The sequence below is a fragment of the Bradyrhizobium sp. AZCC 1693 genome, from assembly GCF_036924745.1.
GTDB lineage: Bacteria > Pseudomonadota > Alphaproteobacteria > Rhizobiales > Xanthobacteraceae > Bradyrhizobium.
Window position 1 is genome coordinate 4,107,398 of sequence record NZ_JAZHSD010000001.1, and the last position, 18,971, is coordinate 4,126,368.

18 protein-coding genes and 2 pseudogenes are annotated in these 18,971 nt (G+C 61.7%); 14 read left to right on the forward strand and 6 right to left on the reverse strand.

What is annotated here, in order from left to right:
• Nucleotides 1-23 precede the first annotated feature (23 nt).
• On the forward strand, nucleotides 24-476 hold the full coding sequence (locus V1293_RS19650; protein ID WP_334511498.1) for a hypothetical protein: 453 nt from the start codon (nucleotides 24-26) through the stop codon (nucleotides 474-476).
• A gap of 440 nt (nucleotides 477-916) precedes the next feature.
• Nucleotides 917-1,981 (forward strand): hypothetical protein, encoded by a 1,065-nt coding sequence (locus tag V1293_RS19655; protein ID WP_334511499.1) that lies wholly within the window; start codon nucleotides 917-919, stop codon nucleotides 1,979-1,981.
• Nucleotides 1,982-2,066: 85 nt separating this feature from the next.
• On the opposite strand, the gene V1293_RS19660 is transcribed toward V1293_RS19655, so the two are convergent.
• On the reverse strand, nucleotides 2,067-2,240 hold the full coding sequence (locus V1293_RS19660) for a hypothetical protein (protein ID WP_334511500.1): 174 nt from the start codon (nucleotides 2,238-2,240) through the stop codon (nucleotides 2,067-2,069).
• Nucleotides 2,241-2,455: 215 nt separating this feature from the next.
• Complete coding sequence (locus V1293_RS19665; RefSeq protein WP_334511501.1) at nucleotides 2,456-3,703, reverse strand: NAD(P)/FAD-dependent oxidoreductase; 1,248 nt, start codon at nucleotides 3,701-3,703, stop codon at nucleotides 2,456-2,458.
• A 195-nt stretch (nucleotides 3,704-3,898) separates the two neighbouring features.
• On the opposite strand from V1293_RS19665, the gene V1293_RS19670 reads away from it, so the two are divergent.
• The 9 genes and pseudogenes from V1293_RS19670 to V1293_RS19710 all read left to right on the forward strand — a co-directional run bounded on the left by V1293_RS19670 (nucleotide 3,899) and on the right by V1293_RS19710 (nucleotide 11,254).
• Nucleotides 3,899-4,201 carry a hypothetical protein gene (locus V1293_RS19670; protein WP_334511503.1) on the forward strand — a complete coding sequence of 101 codons (303 nt, stop codon included), beginning with the start codon at nucleotides 3,899-3,901 and terminating at the stop codon, nucleotides 4,199-4,201.
• Nucleotides 4,202-4,330: 129 nt separating this feature from the next.
• On the forward strand, nucleotides 4,331-6,064 hold the full coding sequence (locus V1293_RS19675) for a type I secretion system permease/ATPase (protein ID WP_334511504.1): 1,734 nt from the start codon (nucleotides 4,331-4,333) through the stop codon (nucleotides 6,062-6,064).
• Nucleotides 6,061-7,389, forward strand: a complete 1,329-nt coding sequence (locus V1293_RS19680; protein WP_334511505.1) for an HlyD family type I secretion periplasmic adaptor subunit — start codon at nucleotides 6,061-6,063, stop codon at nucleotides 7,387-7,389. The genes V1293_RS19675 and V1293_RS19680 overlap by 4 nt, the downstream gene beginning before the upstream one ends.
• Nucleotides 7,390-7,402: 13 nt before the next feature.
• Entirely contained in the window at nucleotides 7,403-8,323 is a 921-nt protein-coding gene (locus V1293_RS19685; protein WP_334511506.1) for a hypothetical protein, read from the forward strand.
• Nucleotides 8,324-8,602: 279 nt separating this feature from the next.
• Nucleotides 8,603-8,896: pseudogene (locus V1293_RS19690) on the forward strand (ArsR/SmtB family transcription factor); the annotation flags it as partial.
• Nucleotides 8,897-8,980: 84 nt separating this feature from the next.
• A pseudogene (locus tag V1293_RS19695) lies at nucleotides 8,981-9,403 on the forward strand (SRPBCC family protein); the annotation flags it as partial.
• A 263-nt stretch (nucleotides 9,404-9,666) separates the two neighbouring features.
• Nucleotides 9,667-10,137, forward strand: coding sequence for a methyltransferase family protein (locus V1293_RS19700; protein ID WP_334511507.1), 471 nt, complete (start codon nucleotides 9,667-9,669; stop codon nucleotides 10,135-10,137).
• 142 nt (nucleotides 10,138-10,279) lie between these two features.
• Nucleotides 10,280-10,564 carry a GYD domain-containing protein gene (locus V1293_RS19705; protein ID WP_334511509.1) on the forward strand — a complete coding sequence of 95 codons (285 nt, stop codon included), beginning with the start codon at nucleotides 10,280-10,282 and terminating at the stop codon, nucleotides 10,562-10,564.
• 111 nt (nucleotides 10,565-10,675) lie between these two features.
• Nucleotides 10,676-11,254 (forward strand): hypothetical protein, encoded by a 579-nt coding sequence (locus tag V1293_RS19710; protein ID WP_334511510.1) that lies wholly within the window; start codon nucleotides 10,676-10,678, stop codon nucleotides 11,252-11,254.
• A gap of 141 nt (nucleotides 11,255-11,395) precedes the next feature.
• Here the strand turns inward: V1293_RS19710 and V1293_RS19715 are convergent, their stop codons facing one another.
• A complete protein-coding gene (locus tag V1293_RS19715) occupies nucleotides 11,396-11,662 on the reverse strand; it encodes a type II toxin-antitoxin system TacA family antitoxin (protein ID WP_334511511.1) in 267 nt (88 codons plus the stop codon).
• Between the two features lie 606 nt (nucleotides 11,663-12,268).
• On the opposite strand from V1293_RS19715, the gene V1293_RS19720 reads away from it, so the two are divergent.
• Entirely contained in the window at nucleotides 12,269-12,760 is a 492-nt protein-coding gene (locus tag V1293_RS19720; protein ID WP_334511512.1) for a hypothetical protein, read from the forward strand.
• A gap of 1,055 nt (nucleotides 12,761-13,815) precedes the next feature.
• Complete coding sequence (locus V1293_RS19725; protein ID WP_334511513.1) at nucleotides 13,816-15,180, forward strand: integrase family protein; 1,365 nt, start codon at nucleotides 13,816-13,818, stop codon at nucleotides 15,178-15,180.
• Nucleotides 15,181-16,629: 1,449 nt separating this feature from the next.
• On the opposite strand, the gene V1293_RS19730 is transcribed toward V1293_RS19725, so the two are convergent.
• The 3 genes from V1293_RS19730 to V1293_RS19740 form a co-directional block, all read right to left on the reverse strand.
• Entirely contained in the window at nucleotides 16,630-16,782 is a 153-nt protein-coding gene (locus V1293_RS19730; RefSeq protein ID WP_334511514.1) for a hypothetical protein, read from the reverse strand.
• Nucleotides 16,783-17,423: 641 nt separating this feature from the next.
• A complete protein-coding gene (locus V1293_RS19735; RefSeq protein WP_334511515.1) occupies nucleotides 17,424-17,588 on the reverse strand; it encodes a hypothetical protein in 165 nt (54 codons plus the stop codon).
• A gap of 90 nt (nucleotides 17,589-17,678) precedes the next feature.
• On the reverse strand, nucleotides 17,679-18,221 hold the full coding sequence (locus V1293_RS19740) for a hypothetical protein (protein WP_334511516.1): 543 nt from the start codon (nucleotides 18,219-18,221) through the stop codon (nucleotides 17,679-17,681).
• Between the two features lie 120 nt (nucleotides 18,222-18,341).
• Here V1293_RS19740 and V1293_RS19745 point away from each other — a divergent pair, with 120 nt between their 5' ends.
• Nucleotides 18,342-18,878, forward strand: a complete 537-nt coding sequence (locus tag V1293_RS19745; RefSeq protein WP_334511517.1) for an acyl dehydratase — start codon at nucleotides 18,342-18,344, stop codon at nucleotides 18,876-18,878.
• Nucleotides 18,879-18,971 lie beyond the last annotated feature (93 nt).

Sequence of the window (18,971 nt, forward strand, 5' to 3'; positions counted from 1 at the left end):
GCGCAGCAAACAGGAGAACGATCATGTCCGTCGATTGGAATGATCTGCTAGATACGTTCGAATTCGTCAGCCTCGGGCAGCCGGGCGAGCATGAGGCCGTCCTCTGCCGGAAAACCGGTAAATTTCTATGGCATTCCGAATTGGCTGATGACGTCGACGAGTGGCCGGACGATACCGAGGACGAGGAAAAATATCTCTCGATCCCTCACAAGAAGGAGCTCGATCTCGGCCAGCCGCTGGTGTTCGAGTTCGCCAGACAATTTCTTCCGGACGAATTCGATGAAATCCAGGGGATATTCGCCAAGAGGGGCGCCTATGCGCGGTTCAAGGATCTCCTGCAACGGCGGAAGGCCCTCGATCGATGGTACGATTTCGAGAACAAGGCAACTGAAGCGGCCCTGCGGGAATGGTGCGAGATCAACGGCATAACGATCGAGCCTGCAGCCGGCCCGGCGCCGGAACCGGACCGGCGTTGACAAGACCCTGTTGATTTCGCTGCGAGCGATTGCACACCATCATCGGAACGATAAAATATCGCCACGGACCGCGATCGCCGGTACCGTGGTGGAGCTGGAATATGGCGCGCAAGCATCTGCTCGAAGGACTGATGAAATGGACGACGCGCGAGCCATGGCGCGACCGATTTGAAGCGGTCCTCGAAGATCACGTGCTTCCGACCTGCGACGAGACCGGCCTCGGATTCGATGACATCGTCGAGACCCTCGGCGAAGGCCTGTTCATGAGCACGGTCTGGGCCTGCGCCTTCGAGGACCTGCTGACGCGGGAGTTCGACGACGGCAGCAATATCGTCGACGACTATCTGAAGCGCCGCGGATGGAAGGAAACCGCATCCGTTCGCGCCTATATAGCCGCTTTGCGAAATTCGGTGGTCAGTCTCTATGAAGTGAGCGACGTCGTGCTCGACAAATCGTTCCGCGCGCGCGATCTCGTGCGCGGAGGCGAGCCGGTCCTGATCAGCGAGCGGTCGGCAACCCGCACCCTGAAGCAATGGGACCGCTTCGCCGGGCGCGTCGTTCAGGTGGAGCAACGGACGCAGATCAGCGGCGCCGTGTTGCCGTACGAGTACGAGACATCGGAAAATCTCATCGAAGGCCTTCGCAGCATCGGCAATCTCAGCCGAAAGGAAAAGAAGGAGTTGGCCAAAACGTTGGGCGAAGACTTCGACGCGGCCCTCATCGCCAACCTTTCGGAAACCGAAAGGCTGCGCGCGGCAAGCTCGACATTCACAACCTGTTGGCTCATCGACGCGATCGATCGGGCCGAACAGCCGGAAACGCCCGATTTGCGCAACACCGACGGCGATGAGGTCCTTCAATGCACGATCAGCTATCCGCTCGCCGACGGCACGGCGGATGGCGACGTCCGTGCGGCGCTGGATTCATGCGCCGATCTCCGGCCGGCAACCGCGACGCGTTGGAACTGGGTCCGCCGGGAGAAACGCGCCGCGGCATCGGCTGCCCGGGCCCGACCATCGAAATCCCTGACCATCGAAACGACGCGCGATGACGGCACGCTCGTGCTGGGCGGCGTGAAACTTGACGGCAGAACCCTGGTGCTGTCGGTCAATTCGCTGGAGCGTTCGGAACGTGGGATTGAACTGCTGTCCACGATACTCGGAGAGCGCGTCGGGCAGCCCTTGGTTGTTACGGAAACCGTCGAGCAAATATTGGCGTCACGCGATACGGATGCGCCTCGACCGGTCGATCTTTCGGAGGAAGAGCAGCGCGCCATCGTCCACGATTACCTGGACCGGCATTATCGCGACACGCTCGATCAGCCCGTCCCGTCGCTCGGAAACAAATCGCCGCGCGCCGCGGTCAAAACCAAAAGCGGACGCGCCAAGGTCGCCGACTGGCTCAAAATGATGGAAAACCGGACGGCCAAGTCCGACGGTGCGATGGCGAGTTACAGCTTCGACTGGATGTGGACGGAATTGGGCATCGCCGAGCTGAGACGATAGATCGCCCACTTGCGCCGTCGTTACGGACCAACGGATCGGCGCAAAGCGCCGCACGATGACTGGCTCCGCGAAACAATCGGCAGCTCTAGGATCTGCGTGAGGTTGATATCTCCGCGACTTCACTTCCCTTGCCGAGGAGCTCATCACGGGCTTCCTTCAGGCGCTTCAAACTCGCCACATTGGTCTCGCGCCTCTCCTCCAGACGAGCGAGATAGGACAGCTCGGCCTTGACCTGGGCGAGGTTCAGGACGTCGTCCATGCTATTCGCATCCTTGCTCTGCGGGCTGATCTTCGAAGGGGCCGGGGCGGACCGATCCCTAGCATGAAAGTTCCCGTCCATTTGTGAAGTTCATCACATATGGCGCACGACGCCCCGGCGCGGACCTGCAGCCGTTCTTCGTCACCGCCAGGGGTGAGCGGAATACTCGGCTTCGTCATGGTCTCGGCCGGAGCAGCGGCGTTGCGCCAGCGGCGTCATGAAATGTAGCGATCCGGCGCGAACGGCGCGACGTCGAAGGGCGGCGGCGCGCCGCCGATCATGGCGGCAATGGCGGCGCCGGTCGCGGGACCGGTCGTGAAGCCGATATGCTGGTTGCCGAAAGCAAGCCACAGGCCGGCATGCCGGGGCGCCGCACCGATCATCGGCAGGCTGTCCGGCAACGTCGGCCGCGAGCCGCGCCATGTTTCGCCGACGGCATCGCCGAATTCGGCCACGCCGCGCGCCAACGGGACCACCTGATCGAGCTGGGCGAACGAGGAAGGCGCATCGCGGCCGGTCAGCTCGACGCCTGAGGTGACACGGATGCCCTGCTCCATCGGGGTAATGATGAAACCGCCGTCGATGTCATGGATCGGGCGCCGCAACGGACGCGCCGGATTCGGCTTGAATTCGCGATGGTAGCCACGCTCGAAGGCGAGCGGAACGCGATAGCCGAGCGGCCGCAGAATTTCCGCGGACCACGGTCCCAGCGCGACCACCACATGTCGCGCCGAAATCTCGCCTCCGGCCAGCACAACGCGCCAACGATCGCCATCGGGCACGATCGCCCTAACGTCCGCCTGCCTGATATTGCCGCCGGCACGAGCGAACATCCGCGCATAGGCCTTGACCACGGCGCCCGGTGAATCGACGGAGGCGGTCTGCGTGTGCAGCAGGCCCACCTTGTAGACGGGCACGATGCCGGGCTCGAGCGCGGAGATGGCCTGGCGGTCGAGCAATTCGCTGGCGATGCCGTATTCGGCCAGCAGGGCCTGCTCCCGCTTCGCCGCTTCAGCCGCATCGCCGCGCCACGCCTTGAGCCAGCCGGTTTCGCGGATGCGATGCCCCGCTTCCGCTTTCACGATCCATTCCCGGTGCAATTTCGCGGAAGCGCCGATCAACCCACGCAGCGCGGTCGCCCGCGGCCTGAAACGCGACGCTGCCGAATCGGCCAGAAAGCGTGCGACCCATCCCGCATTTTGAATCGCCCACAGCGGATTCCAGCGCAAGGCGGCGTGGCGGTTGGTCAGATATTTCGGCAGCACCTTCCACAGCGACGGATTGTTGAGCGGCGCGATCGAGCCGCTGCTGATGATGCCGGCATTGCCGTATGACGTCTCGCTGCCCGGCTCGCGCCTGTCGACGAGAATGGCCGACATCCCGCGCTCTCGCGCGGCATAGGCTGTTGATACGCCGACAATGCCCGCGCCGAGCACCACGACATCCGCTTGGTCTTCCGGCATCAAGTTTTCCAAACATCTTCCTACGAGATTTCACATCATGGTCGGCCGGCCTTCGAACGGCAACACCGCAAAGTTCCGCCCCCAACAAAAGATCACCAAAACGCCGCATGTGAGTCCGCAACCTTTCTGACTCCCGCGGCTTTGTGCACCGCGACGTTCGTCGCATTTCAGCCAACTATCATAGGAGTTGACTACATGGCTGCTCTACTCGGAAACCTGCTTGGTACCGTCGATGGCCTGCTCGGAACCGCCACCGGCGTCCTTGGCGGCGCAAGCGCTAGCGGCAGCGCTTCTGCCAGTGCCGGCGGCACGGCGGATCTGTCGCACACGCTCGATCTCGGCGCGGTGCTGGAAACCAGTCCGAGCATCGATCTGTCGATCCCCGACCTTGCTGGACTTGGCGGCGTCGACGCCTCGGTTTCCGCACCGACCCTGATCGGTGCCAGCGCCGATGTCGGCCACCTCGATGTGGGCGGCCTGCTTCACGGTCTCGCCTAACGACAGTTGAGTCCCAACATTTCGAAAACGCGCGGCGTGGGGAGCGCATCCCACGCCGCGTCTCGACCTCCTGCGCTGCACGACCGGGTCGCGCAGCGTCATGTCAACCACGCCCAAGGTGACCGCCTGATGCCAACGGGCACGCTGACCGCTCTCGACGAACCCGTCGCCCCCCGGCGCCGGATCGATGACGTTCGCCAGGCGCTGATCGCGCTGTGGCCACACTTCCTCTGGGCCGGGCTGTTCTCCAGCGCCATCAACCTGCTCTATCTGAGTTCGCCGCTCTATCTGATGCAGGTCTATAACCGCGTCCTGCTCAACGAGAACGTTTCCACCCTCGTCCTGCTGACGCTGATTCTCGCGATCGCGCTGCTCACCATGGCGGCGCTGGACGCAGTACGCTCCTGCGTCCTGATCCGCTGCGGCATCCGCCTCGACATGGAATTGTCGGCGCGCGTGTTCGAGGCGCTGGTGGTGCGCTCGGCGCAGCGCGGCGCCTCGCGCGGCGCGCAGCAATTGCGCAATCTCGATCAGTTCCGCACCTTCGTGACCGGTCCAGGCATCTATTTCGCGTTCGACCTGCCGTGGATACCGATCTATCTGATGCTGCTGTTCTTCATCCATCCGCTCCTCGGCATCGTCGCGACCATCGGTGCCGTGCTGCTGCTCGGGCTCGCCGGCCTCAACGAGGTGATGACCCGCGAGCCGATGAAGCAGGCGGAGGCCGCCGGCAACCAGTCCTACGTGTTCACCGAAAACATCCTGCGTCACGCCGACGTCATCCGCGCGATGGGCATGCAGCCGGCGGTCGAGCGCAACTGGCAGAGCCAGCGCTCGTCGATGCTGGTGCAGCAGGCGGAGGCCAGCGACAAGAACGCGGTGATGACCTCCTCGATCCGGTTCTTCCGCCTGCTGCTGCAATCGCTGATGCTCGGCGCCGGCGCCTGGCTCGCCATCGATCATGCCATCACACCCGCCACAATCTTCGCCGCCAGCATCGTGATGGGGCGGGCGCTGGTGCCGGTGGAACAGGCGGTCGGCACCTGGAAGCAGTTCATCGGTGCCCGCGAGGCCTATGCGGAAGTGCGCGAGTTGCTCGCCGAGATCGACCTGACGCCGCCGCACACCATCGTGCCGCGGGCGCGCAACACAATCGAGGTGCGCGAACTGCGCTGTCTGCTGCCGGCGCGCAAGGAGCCCGTCATCAGAGACCTGACGTTCGAGCTCGGCGGCGGCCAGGCGCTCGGTATCGTCGGACCGAGCGGTTCGGGCAAGAGCACGCTGGCCCGCCTTCTCGTCGGCGCCATCGCCCCGGCCGACGGGCGGTTGCGGTTCGGCGGGCTCGACTACAGCCACTGGGATCCGCTCGAGTTCGGCCGCCATGTCGGCTATCTGCCGCAGGACGTCGGCCTGTTCGCCGGCACCGTGCGCGAAAACATCGCGCGTTTCGGCGACGCCTCGACGGAAGAGATCATCGACGCCGCCAAGCGCGCCGGCATTCACGAGATGGTGCTCGACCTGCCGAAGCAATACGACACGCGGCTTGGCCCCGGCGGCGTCGGCCTGTCCGGCGGGCAGCGCCAGCGTCTGGCGCTGGCGCGCGCGCTGCTCGGCCGGCCGCCGCTGCTCGTGCTCGACGAGCCCAACGCCAATCTCGATGCGCCCGGCGAAGAGGCGCTCAAGATCGCGCTGCTGCAGGCCAAAAACGAGGGCGCCACCGTCATCGTGATCACGCACCGGACCACCATTCTCGACATCGTCGACGTCATGATGGTGCTGCGGGGCGGCATGCTCGACATGCTCGGGCCTCCGGGCGAGGTCTATCACGCCTTGCAGCAAGCCGCCGCGGGGCGCGCATCATGACCGCGATCGACGACGGCTACGCCCCGATGCGCGACCGCGCGCGCTACGCGCGGCCCGCCCGACCGGCGCTCGTCGGCGGCGGCGTGGTCGCGGCGTTCGCGGCCGCGATGACGATGTGGGGAACGCTCGCGCCAATTTCGGGCGCCGCCATCGCCAGCGGCAACCTTCAGGTCGAGGGACGGCGGCAGAGCGTGCAGCACCCCTATGGCGGCGTCGTGCGCCAGCTCACGGTGCGCGACGGCGCGCGCGTCGAAAAAGGCCAGCTCCTGATCCGGCTCGACGACAGCGACCCGCGCGCCAAGCTCGACGTCCTTACAGCCGATCGCGACGCCGCGCTGGCCGCGCGCGCACGGCTGATGGCGGAACGCGACAAAAGCGATGCGCCTGACTTCGACGAACATCTTCGCGCGCGCGGCGAGCTGTCCGCCGTACGCCAGGCCATGGCCAACGAGACGGCGATGATGGCGGCGCGCAAACACCAGTTCGCGGCCGAGACGGCGGTGCTGCGCGGCAAGATCAAGGAGCTGGAGTCGCAGATCACGGGCACGCAGGCGCAGCTTGCCGGCACCGAGAAGCAGCGGGAGTTGCTGACGGACGAGATGAACGGCGCGCAGCATCTGTTCGCGCAGGGTTATACGCCGAAGACCCGCATCCTCGCCTTGCAACGCGAGGACGCCAGACTACAGGCCGATATCGGCGCGCAACAGGCCAGCATCGCCGGTATGCAGCAGCAGATCGCGCAGAACGATCTCGAAATCGCCCGGGTGGAGCGCGCGCGCATGAGCGAGATCACCGATCAATTGCGCGCGACCGAGAACAAGCTCGCCGAACTGGCGCCCAAGATCGACGCCGCCACCGACGTGATGGCCCGCACGCGGATCACCGCGCCGGCGACCGGCTCGGTGGTCGGCCTCGACGTCTTCACCGAGGGCGGCGTGATCCAGCCCGGCGCGCGGCTGATGGACATCGTGCCGACGGACAATCCGCTGATCGCCGCCGCGAAATTGAAGCTGTCCGACATCAACGACGTCGCCGTCGGCCACCGCGCCGAAGTGCAGCTCACCGGCATCAACTATATCGAACGCCCGCGGCTCTATGGCACCGTGCACACGGTGTCCGCCGACCGCCTGACCGACGAAAAGTCCGGACAGGGCTATTACGCCGTCGAGGTCGCGCTTGATCCGAACGACGTCAAGAAGTCGCGCATCGACCTTCAGGCCGGGATGCCGGCCGAGGTGATCGTGCCGACGCGTCCGCGCACTTTGTTCGAATACCTGCTCGGTCCGCTGCGCGACGAGATCACCCGCGCCTTCCGCGAACGCTGACGAGGAGATGGCCATGGCCGAGTCCGACAAGAACGCCCGCCGCTCCGACGAAGCCGAACGCAGCCGTCATATCTCGGCAACCGAGTCGGTTGCTTTCGCCACCGTGCTGCTCGGCCTTCTCAACGACGCCGATACGGTGCTGCACCGCCTGGAGCACGAGGGGGAGGCACGCGCGGCGGAGTCAACCACCCCGCCCGCGCATCCGGCAGAGATCGCCCCGGCAGCGCTGGTACCGGCCGATCCCGAGCCGAACCATCAGGACCAACATGCCGGCACGATCGAATCTCCGGCAGCCGATCTCTCGCCTGCAACCCATGCCGACGCCACGGCAACGACCTCGCCACAGGATGCGAGCGCGACGCTCGACCATACGTCATCGGGCGAAGTGCTCGTCACGGACACGTTTGCATCGTCCGCGCTATCGGGCCTTGGCGGATCGATGGATCATGCGCCATCGGCGGGCGCGAGCAGCGCGACCGGCGGCAGCATCGCACCACCCACGCTCGATCCCGGCGCATTCGTTCACACGCTTGCAGACACCGTCACCGGTATCGTCGACACCGCGCTTGCAACGGTATCGAGCACGATCACAAGCCTGAGCGCCACGGTCGGGCAACTGACGTCGACAGTGACAAACACCGTCGGTCACCTCGTCGATGGTGTTACCGACGCGGTAGGCGGCCTGCTCCATGACGCACCCGCCACAGGCCTGCTTGCACCGCTGGCGACGGACCTTTCCGGACTGACGTCCAGCGCCACGGATATTTCCGGCGCCACGCAGCATGACGTACCGCTGCTCGACACCGCGGGCGCGATACCGACGTCGCTCTTGCATCCGATGCCGCTGCAGCTCGGCTTCCTCGGCCAGCCGACCATGGACGGCCATGAGCCGCATGACGGCGCGTTCTCGGCGCTGGGCGTGCATCATTTCTGAAGAAGCCGGCGTGCTCCTCGCGCTTGTCGAGATTTACGAAGCAAAGCCATGGCCGATCGACTTCGCCGCGGCGCTGTGAGGAAGCACTCTTCATTTTGACGGAGCCGCCGGCATCACGCCGCTCTATCCGCCAGCACTCAACGGATCCCCCTCGGAATCACGTTCAACCGCCGCGAGAGGGCTCGCACCGGCGCGTGGCGCTGCCCACCAGAGTTCGAAACAACCATTTAGACTGGGTTGACTCCGCTAAACGCGTAAGTATAGACTTACGCGTAAGTGATGACTTACGCAACAAACGGCTGGGCAGCGCTGGGCGATCCGACCCGGCGGGCGATCTTTGAGCGGCTGATCGAGCACCCGAGCGCGGTCGGCGAGCTGGCCCGTGCGCTGCCCGTCAGCCGGCCGGCGGTCTCGCAGCATCTGAAGGTGCTCAAGGACGCCGGTCTCGTCGTCGACAAACGAGCCGGCAAGCAGCGCATCTACCAGGTCGACCCCGATGGGCTGGCAGCGCTTCGAGCCGAACTCGACCGCTTCTGGACCAAGACGCTCGCGGCCTACAAGACGGTCGTCGAGCAACCGAAAGAGGGAGATCCGATGAGTATCCAGGCAGCAGACACATCCGTGCGCACGTCGATCGTGGTCGAGGCTCCGGTCGCGCGCGCATTCAAGGTCTTCACGGAGGACTTCGGCAGCTTCAAGCCCGCCGAGCACAACCTGCTCAAGGTCGCGATCGCCGAGACCGTGTTCGAGCCGAAGGTCGGCGGCTTTCTCTACGACCGCGGGGTTGATGGCAGCGTATGCCGTTGGGCGCGGGTGCTGGCCTACGAGCCGCCCAGCCGGGTGTTGCTGAGCTGGGACATCAGCCCGCGATGGCAGGTCGAGGACGACCCGCTGAAAACCAGCGAGTGGGAAGTACGGTTCATCGCCGAAACCCCGCAACGCACGCGGGTCGAGATCGAGCACCGCAATCTCGACCGCCACGGCGAGGGCTGGCAAGGCGTCCGCGAGGGCGTGGCCAGAGATCAGGGTTGGCCGCTCTATCTGGAGCGCTACGGCAAGCTGTTTGCCAGGGAGAGCTGACGACTGCATCAGCCCGGCCGGTCGAGGCGACGACGCATCGCCTCGACCACACTCCGTCCTGGATCGGGCGCAAAGAACCTTGGACATTCACGGGTGGCGCGCCACGGCCGATGAAGGCCGGCACTATTGCTTCGCCGTGACGCTGTGATGCCGCGGCCCGCCACACGCTCAAACCAGGTCTGCGATGGTCCTGCGATTTTCGCGACCTTGCAAACGGCCTTTGGCTGGCCACATCAAGGGAGCGCAGCTTCACCGGTGCCGCCATGGCTGACACGGCAGATACCGCGAATGTGATTGTCCGGCCGCCGATCGCGTGGGCGCTCGCGGTGCTTGCCGGGCTCGCGTTCAATTGGATCATGCCCTTGCCGTTCTTGCCGGCCGCGGTATCTGCTGGCTGGCTCGGCGCGATAGTATTTGCCCTTGCGCTTACGCTGGTCGCGTGGGCGATCATTACCATGACTCGGGCCGGCTCGAACGTGCCCACCAATTTGCCGACCACGACCATCGTGGAGACTGGCCCCTACCGCTTCACGCGCAACCCCATCTATCTCGGCATGGTGCTGGGGCTCATCGGCCTGGCTATTGCCTTCAACGGCCTCTGGCTGCTGATGACGTTGGTGCCCTTTGCGCTTGTCATCCGCTACGGTGTGATCACCCGCGAGGAAGCCTATCTCGAGCGCAAGTTCGGGGACGTCTATCGCCGCTACCGCGCGCGGGTACGGCGCTGGCTGTAGGGGCTTGCCGGCCAGGATACGGGGCCGGGGAGCCCCGTGCCTCGCGGCTCTCGCCACGCAGAACGGCATGGGCACGGGTCCATGGAAGGCGTATAATGGTGTGGTCCTTCGCGCATTATGACAACATCACGTGGAGGTAGCCATGAAATATGTGCTGCTCGGTAATCTGAGCCCTGAGTGGGCAAGCAAGCAATCGGATCGTGTCGGCAAGGCCAAGGCAAAACTCGACAAGCTGGGCATCAAGGTCGAGTCGATCCACTACACGCAGGGCTACTACGATTTCGTCGACATCGTCGATGCCCCGAATGAAGCGGCGATGCTCGCGTTCTCCGTCTGGTACGCGACCCAGGGTCTGGGGCGGATCCAGAGTATGCCGGCCTTCGACGCAAAGACCTTCGAAACCGCGATCAAGGACGCAGCGAGCTAAGCACCGGGTGGTGGCTCACACTTCCCGCCAACCACCGTGCCACTTCGCTTGCGCGAGCTTGATACGGCATGTGCGGGTCACATGGCGTGGAGAACTGGCGCGCCGCGGCCGATGAAGATGGGCACTACTGTTTCGCTGTGGTGCTATGACGCTGGACGCCTGCACGCGAAGGCGCTCGCAAACCTGCGATTGGGCCGTCATGTGCGCCAGCTGACCACAGCGGCTCCGCAGGTCGCCGGTTCCGCGAACGTCAGAACTGCGCCGATCGACAGAACTTTTGGATTCTTCTCATGCGATCCGCGGGAGAATGCAGGTCTCTTCGCGGTCGCCACAGGTTCATTGTTCGATGCCGCTTCGCTCGAGGTCAACCATACGCGCGATCATTGCCCGATGAGGGTCGAAGGGCAGGTCCTGGAATCCCCATCGCCCATAGAATGTGCGCACCTGATCGTCGATTGGGTGCGTGATAACGCCGAAGCTGCCGATCTCGCGGGAGGCTCTGAGCGCCGTCCGGAGCGCGAACAGGAGGAGCGAGCGGGCATGGCCCTTTCCTTGATGATGCTTGTGGATCGCAAGTTGTCCGAGCAGGGTCACTGGAACAGGGTCGGGTTTGTTGCGCTGTTGCGACTTGGGCAGGAAAGCTCGCTCGATCTGTCCGGCGCTCAACATAGCCAACGATATCGGATGTGACTTGGTCGCAAATGACGTTGGTGCGCGAGATGCCGGTGGCATGGTTGGCCCAGGCGTGACGCCGAAACCAATGGTTCATTGACTCTCGACCGCAATCAAAGCGGCTTCGATCGTCGGTTTCGGCGAGCGAACGCGGCGACCTTATTTCTTCTGCCACGTAGGGGCCGTGCGCGCGAGATCCTTGAGGCCGGCGATCTCCTGCGGCGGACGGTTCGCCCAAGCTTCGAACGCCTCCCAGCTCTTGGCCGGAATGGTGACGATCCGCCGTTCGAGGATGTCCGCCTCGGCGGCATCGAGCGCCTTACGTCGAACAAAATCGCTGAGGCTGGTGCGTGATAACTCGGACGCAGCCTCAAGCAGGGCGCGCTCTTTCTCGTTGACGCGTACGCTCAGCACCAAAGTGGTCATGGGAGCTGCTCCTATTGGCGTATGACAATAGCATACATCGGCGTCGCCGACAATGCTTGCGATCGCGAACGTTTGGTGTGCGCCGTCGGCGACCTGATGCGGCATTCGCGCTGCTCCCGACGATCATTTCATTCAAAATCGTACAATGGCGCACCACGGCCGATGAAGATGGACACTATTCGTTCGCTGTGCCGCTATGATGTGGTGGCCCACCACGCGTTCCAATCGGAAAATCTGCGATGGCCTAGACCTTCCGCTACCACTCACTGGCGGCTGTTAACCTCTTTCGTCGGCGCTGCGGTTAGCCTTTGATAACCACTGTCCGCAATTTCAACCGAGGGTCGAAGTGATGAACTACTACCCGGTGTCGCTTCTTTGTCATAACGACATGCACCGGAGCGGAGTCCGCTGCGCATAGGAGCGCCGATAATGCGTTTTGGAGCGATTGGAGTGCGGCAACCAGAATCGCCAGATCTCGCCGGGGTGCGTTCTCTTCCTCGAATCTCGTCGCAATAGGTAATCGCGGCAAGTCGGATCGTTCTTGCACTCGCTGCAACGATTTGCATCGCACCTATTAGCCATGCGCAGTCCGGACAGCCGAAGCCTGTGGCCGTCATCTTGCCAGACGTTGCGCTGCTCATTCGTGGACCTTTCGGTGAATATTCATACAAGTTGACGCGCACATCGGATGATTCCGTCACGCTCGAGGAGTTTGGTGGTCGACGCATGCGTCTTGAGATACGTCAGATTCCAGACAAGCGATGCGTCTTTGTCTCCACGAGGGAGGAAAAGGATGGGGTCGACGTAGCGCAGCTGGATCTTTCCAAATTCGATGGGACTTATCAGCTTTGGGAAGCTTGCATCGGGCCGGCCTCCGCTCCTCCCGAAAATCGGTGCACCTACTCTCTTCATTTCAGTTCGCAAAAGCAGGCGTTTTGTTCTTCGCGGTTTCCAAAACTGGACTTTGACTTGAGCAAGATTCCGTTTGTTGATGATGCCTGCCACTCCTACGCGCTCGGTGCGCGAGAAAAGAAGTTCTATACCAAGTACATCGATGCTTATGAGCGGATTAAAGAGCAATGTGGGGGTAGCCAATGACAGCGCCAGCCGGCGTACCCTGCCCTATCAATCGACGGGGTTTCGGTCAGTCCAAGCCATCGCTTGGGCGAGCGCTGCCGGCCCGGCGTCAGCCGGTCAAGGCTCGCGCTCCGCGCGACCGGCTCCGCCGGCCTATAGGCCTTGACCGGCTGTCGACGAGCCGGCTCCTTGCCGCCAAGCGATCATGGCTTGCTGTGCGCGAGAGCCACGGTCGAAAGGAAGCGGACTTGATCGGTGCGGAAATTGCCGCCGCGGCTACGGTGCCGCCGCAACGTGTCGAAGATTGAGCAACAACAGCGCATTGCAAAAATCGGCAATGTGCACCCGATGTTCATAATGTTTGCAGCGTGATTGAAATTGCGGGTGTTTCGACCGGCCGCACCTTGCGGCTTTTATCCTGCCCTACACGGTTGGTCACTCTCGCAGCGCTGTAGCGTGATGTGGCGCGGACTTCGGCCGTTCAGTGGATCGGCCGGGCTTGCCACAGTGCCAAGATCGCAGCGACGCGGTGGCTCGGCAACGCGCAGACGATCACTCGCTGCGGCGGGCTAAGGCAAGTTCGATGCGGGTAGGGCTCGTCGTCCAAAAACACACCGGACAGCGCGCTATTGCGGGCCCTCGGGGCTTTTACGGATCGTGCGATGATGGAGGAGTGCCGCTGATTTGCCCGACGTGTCAAGTATTTGCCCAAAGCGCATCCGTGCCGGCGACTGCCTGGCTACTTTGCATGGGGTTGTTTTCGATATTTTTGGTTGGGAGCCACGGCGACGCGGCGTGGCCGCGATGTATCCTGCCTGAGGCCACGCGCTGGCGAGGCCTTCGCTGTAGCTGAGTGGCGCGCCCGAAGAGATTCGAACTCCTGACCCCCAGATTCGTAGTTCGAAAATATCCCTTCGCTGCATTTCTAAACTGTACGCTACAGTGCGACGAGAGTGCAAGTAACCCTTTATTTTAGGGCCTTTCTCGCATATCTTCGCACTCCGTCGCGCCCAAACCTCCGAACTTCCCGCTTCGCCAAAACCGTTTGAAAACCGTTTTAGCCCCTGGATCACCCCATGGCTGATGTCCGGATTCTGCTCACTGACAAGGCAATCGCTCGACTGCCCGCTCCGAAAGAGGGCTGGTACCTGGCCAGAGATACCGAGCTGAAGGGCTTCTTCGTTGTCGTCGGAAAGCGGAAGAGGACGTTTACGGTCCAGGGCGACCTGCGGCAGGGAGGCAAGCGCGCTTCGTCGATCCGGGTGGCGATAGGCGACGCTAGCGAAATATCGACGCGCACGGCACGCGCTACCGCCAAGGACTATTTGGCTCAAATCAGCCGAGGACAGCACCCGAAAGCCAACCAGCTCGACTCGGTAACGGGTGAGCCAACAACCACTGAGGGAAATGCTACGGCTCCGTCGGGAGGGATCACCCTCCGGCAGGCCTGGTGGCGATACCGGGACGCCCACATGATCCGGAAGGGCCGCAGCGAACGCACCATCGAAAGCTATAGGGATCACGTTGAACGCATATTCGTGGAATGGCTCGATTCACCGCTGCAAGAACTTGGTCTTGACCCAGCCAAAGTGGTGACGAAGCACGACGACATTACGAAGGAGAACGGCCCCTATATCGCCAACGGCAGCATGCGAACGCTGCGTGCCATCTACAACCACGCTCGCAAATCCAACAAGTCATTGCCCGCCGACAATCCCGTCAATGCGATTGATTGGAACGGGGAGGAGCGCCGCGACACGGGGATGGGGACAGGCGACCTGAAAGAATGGTTCGCCGAATTAGCGGCTCTCGACAATCCGATCCGCCGTGAGTTCCATCTATTCACGTTGCTCTCCGGGTGTCGGCCTACCGCGCTGCAGGAGATTCAACCCAACCACATCAATTTTGGACGGCGCATGGTGCATATCCCCAAGCCCAAAGGCGGCGCCAAGCGGGCTTTCGATATCCCGCTCTCACGCGAAATGATCCTATGCTTGGTTCGGGCCATGCGTTTCGGGCGGCAGATGTACCCGTCGCAGGCTGCAGAATGGATATTCCCCGCCGACAGCGCATCAGGGCACCTCGTCGAGCAAAAGGAGGATCGAGGCACGCTCTCGAAGTGGGGCAACGATCTTCGCCAGAGCTTCCGAACTATTGCGACCGCGGCCGGCGTGTCGGAGTTCGATGCAAAGCTGCTGATGAACCATGCTATTCCCGGCGTGAATGCTGGCTACATCACCCGGCACAAACTCCTCGAAGATCATCTGCGCGGCCAACAGCAAGCAATCAGTGGGGCTGTATTTGCGGCTCTGGGAGAAACGCTTGTCCGACAGACCGCAGTTCGTAATTGGCTTGGTCGCAGAGCCTCACGCCGAGCTCTTAAGATCGAAGCCAACACACGCGTGATGACTGATAGGGCATTCGGCCGCAAGGCCGCCTGAAGTTAGCGGTCGGAGCGAGCTCCAAGCCAGGCAATCGGAAATAGGTTCAAAGCAAGGGAGTTTCAGAAATCGACGCCAAACTCCTGATGAACTATGCCATCGCCGGCGTGAACGCGGGCTAAATCAAGCGACACAAGCTTCTCGAGGACCATCTACCGAACCAGCAGCAAGCAATAAGCCGTGCAAGTATTTGCACGCTGGGCGCATCAACTACCAAGATCATGCGTTGCAGGATTGGCTGCGAACTGCCGACTTCCGGTCTGGCCCCGTCAACGGACATCGCCAGAGCCATCTGGCATGTCTCAAAAGTGCCAAAAGGCGAAGTCGCAACCCGGACGGGCCATGTCCGCTATGCCCCTAAAAGCAGCCCTTCGCACCCTGCATCGTACCCGTTCGCACTACCTAGCCAAACCCCCAATACCCCCGGCCGCTGCGAAGCCCGGCCCCGGTGCGAAGGCAAGGGCCGGGTTCGAGCGGTCTCTAGACCTTGATGATTGGCGCGCTGCGAAAGGCAGCCTATATTCAGATGTGACCTACAGGGTTCTGATAACCGCATCGCGCGAGGCATCGTACCGCTCCGGCAGTCTGGCTAGGATGGAAACCAAAGGAGGCCGCGATGGCTATCCTGGGTGCCCTCTTGATGGTCGCAGGAGGCGCGATAGTACTCGCGAGCGCTATCCTTTGGCTTTGGTTTACTTCCCGGCAGAAGCTATTGAGCGGCCCAGACGAGGGTTCGGATCATCCACCTGAGGTCCCAACATCGTAATGCATCCTGCGCCAACGTGAAGCACTATCGGGGCAGGATGCTGGAGAGGAAAATAATTTCTGAGATTGGGCAAGTTCTTAGTCGCGCATCGATAGGGTTATCCCAAGCTTCGCAGCCATAACAGTGATGGCACCGGGAGTCCGCTTTACGCTCTTGGGATCTTGGCGACGCCTGACTTTAATTTTGCCATCGTCTTCATTGTTCGAACATCGTCTTTTCTCCACGCGCGACGAACTACTTTCTTAGCTTTTGCCATCCTTTCTCCGAAACGCACTGAGGCAGAGCCGAGCTTCTATCATGACTGTCTCGTTATCGATCAAAGAAGAAACTTCAATTGCGAGAATGTGAATATGAGCTTCGCTGCGCAAAAATTAGAGATGTGGCCTAGCTTACTATCATCGGTCGAAGAAAACGGGCATCTATCTCTCATTTCGAGGGGACCCCCGCATGGACGACAAATTTTATAGGCATAGAGCGCGCGTCCTTCGCGAACTTGCGACCGAAGCAGACCCGTTCATTAAAAAAAGCTGTTGCGTCTTGCGAACAATTACGACGATATGACCACATTGCGTGATCAAGCGGAAAAGCCAGAGCTAGATTCCATGAGCGATAGTCGCGACGGCAATTAGCCTGGCAGACTCGCTCGCCTTAACTGGCTCTCGCCTACTGAACAATCTCACCGTCTAGGTACGGAAGAACACGAACCAGACTGCCGCCATAGCGATCACTGCAACACTTACGCTGATGATGAGCAGCAATAGAATCGAGGGGCCGCGTTCGGCTTGACGCGCTTCCATGGGTGTTTCGATAAAGACGCCGTGCTTTTTCCTCACCATGATTGCACCTAAGTTTTCGGTGCGAGGTCGGCGCGGTCAAATACCGGGACGATCTCAACATCCTCTGGCAAGGCACCCGATGGAGTGTCTTCCGCAGCATGGCGCAATCCCGAGCCTGGTCATCACGTCCTCCGTCCACGCCAGAGCCTCAGCCGCATGTCCGCGACTGAGAATGACGAAGTCGTCGGCGTAAGAGACGACATGTGCGCAGAATGCCTCGCCGCGTCCGGTCATCCGCCAATGCCTGCTTGCATCCAATCCATCGGTAGTTTCGTTCGCGCCGCTACCGGAGTCGTGACGACGTGGCGGGACTTGCTGGCCCGCATCGGCTTTTTTGTGTTCGGTATCTTTGTGGGCATAAGATATCCTTTTCGTTTGGACACCAAGCTGCCCGGACAGGGATAGTTCCTACCCGAGGGACGCTTCGGCCCGCCTTACAGCGTCGTCAAATTGCTGTTCCAGCCACGAAGAGGTCCCACGTAGTCCCGCCTGTTCCAAGACGCGGGGCAATGGCATCTGAGAGGGGCCACTGGTTAGTTGCCGAAGGTCAGCAACGGGTCAAAAGCGCCGTTTTGAGACTCAGGTCGGTCACTTCCGTTGATCCCCGATGAACAGACGTTCTTATCGCCAGCCGGCATGTCTCAAACGTGCACAACAACGGAAGTCGTGTCCTGTTCGATCACCTCGTCGGCGAGGGCGAGCAGCGACGTCGGCACCGTGAAGCCGAGCGTCCGGGCGGTATGGTGGTTGATGACAAGCCCGCGCGACTTCTTCTTCACGCGCCGGCTCTTGTCATCGCGGTCCATCCGTCGGTGCCGGCTCATACCTCAATGTTGCGGCGCCCTTGGAGGCCGGGAGCAATCCCGGCCCCGTAGGTTCGTGCAGACTGCCGTCTATTACAGCAACAAGTCCAAGTATTGATGCTCGAACACATGGAATGCGCCGTGCAAGCTCTTGGTTTCGGCCGGCGCTTCGGCGAGCCCTGCCTCAAGATTTACCACGGCCTCTTGAGTAGCCTGGCCTATTAAGAGTTGATCGGAAAGGGGGAGATGTTGCAATACGCCGCCGGCCGCAAGCCCAGCGACGGTGCCAAGGGTGGCAAAGCCCTCATACAGACCGGCCTCGGGGTCGTAATTAGTGTCACCAGGATCTGTGTACGTTAGTGCGTGCATGGCCTCCACAAGCTGAACGTCTGCTGCAGCTCGCACCAAGGGGTCTGTAGAAGTTTGGTACGCGAGATCATGCTGATAAAACAACGCATCGAGCGGGTCTACTGGAGGTGGGTCGGCCGAGGTCCCCGTAATCGTTCCACCCACCTCGCCAGCAGAATAATTCGGACCACCATAGTTCCCATAAGTGGGAAGTGGGATGCCGTGCGTCGCAAAGGGGTCTAGCGAGTTGAAGTCAAAGTAGGAGCGTGTTTCCCAGTTGATGTACATGTTCTCCTCCTTTTCATTAATGACGCCGTAGGATCGCGCGCCGCGGTGACTGCCCCATACCCAACCTACCACAGACCGTCCAAAGAGTGTTTGGGCAGTTGTGAGCCGAGGACAAACCCGATGCCCAGCTTGTACTTTGAAGACGCGGAAGTCGGCACCAGCTTGTTGGCCGGACCCTATCTCGTCACCAAGAGCGAAATCACTGAGTTCGCTAAGCAGTATGATCCGGTGCCCCGCCACATTGATGAGGAGGCTGCGGCGCGTTCAATTTTTGGGGCTGACCGCATGCACGCCCATACCTTCTCGAGCTACGTTTTGTTGACGCCCCGGATCCAGCCACGACTCCATGACCTTGCGGGAATGGGCTGGGATGAGCTGAGGCAGCTGAGGCTGCCGAACGCGGTACGCCCGGACGACGCGCTCGATCTGGAAGGCACGGTTCCGGAGAAACACGAGTCGAAGTCGAAACCCAATAGGGGAATCCTTCGCAATCTAGTCCACTTGCGCAACCAAACACGCGAGACGGTGTTGCAGTGCATCAGCAGTGTTGTGGTTGCGAGGCGACCGGATGCGAAAAGCATCGACGTAAGCCGTTCAATAGGTGCCGTCGGTTGGTTTTCGCTCCGATGTCTCTTGTGGGGTCAAACTCGGAAGTGAGGAAGCGCAACCGGCAGGTCGGCTTTGGCCGAAAGACCGGACATCGTCAGCCAGACTCGTATCGTCAAACGTCCGAAAATGCCAGGTCAAGAG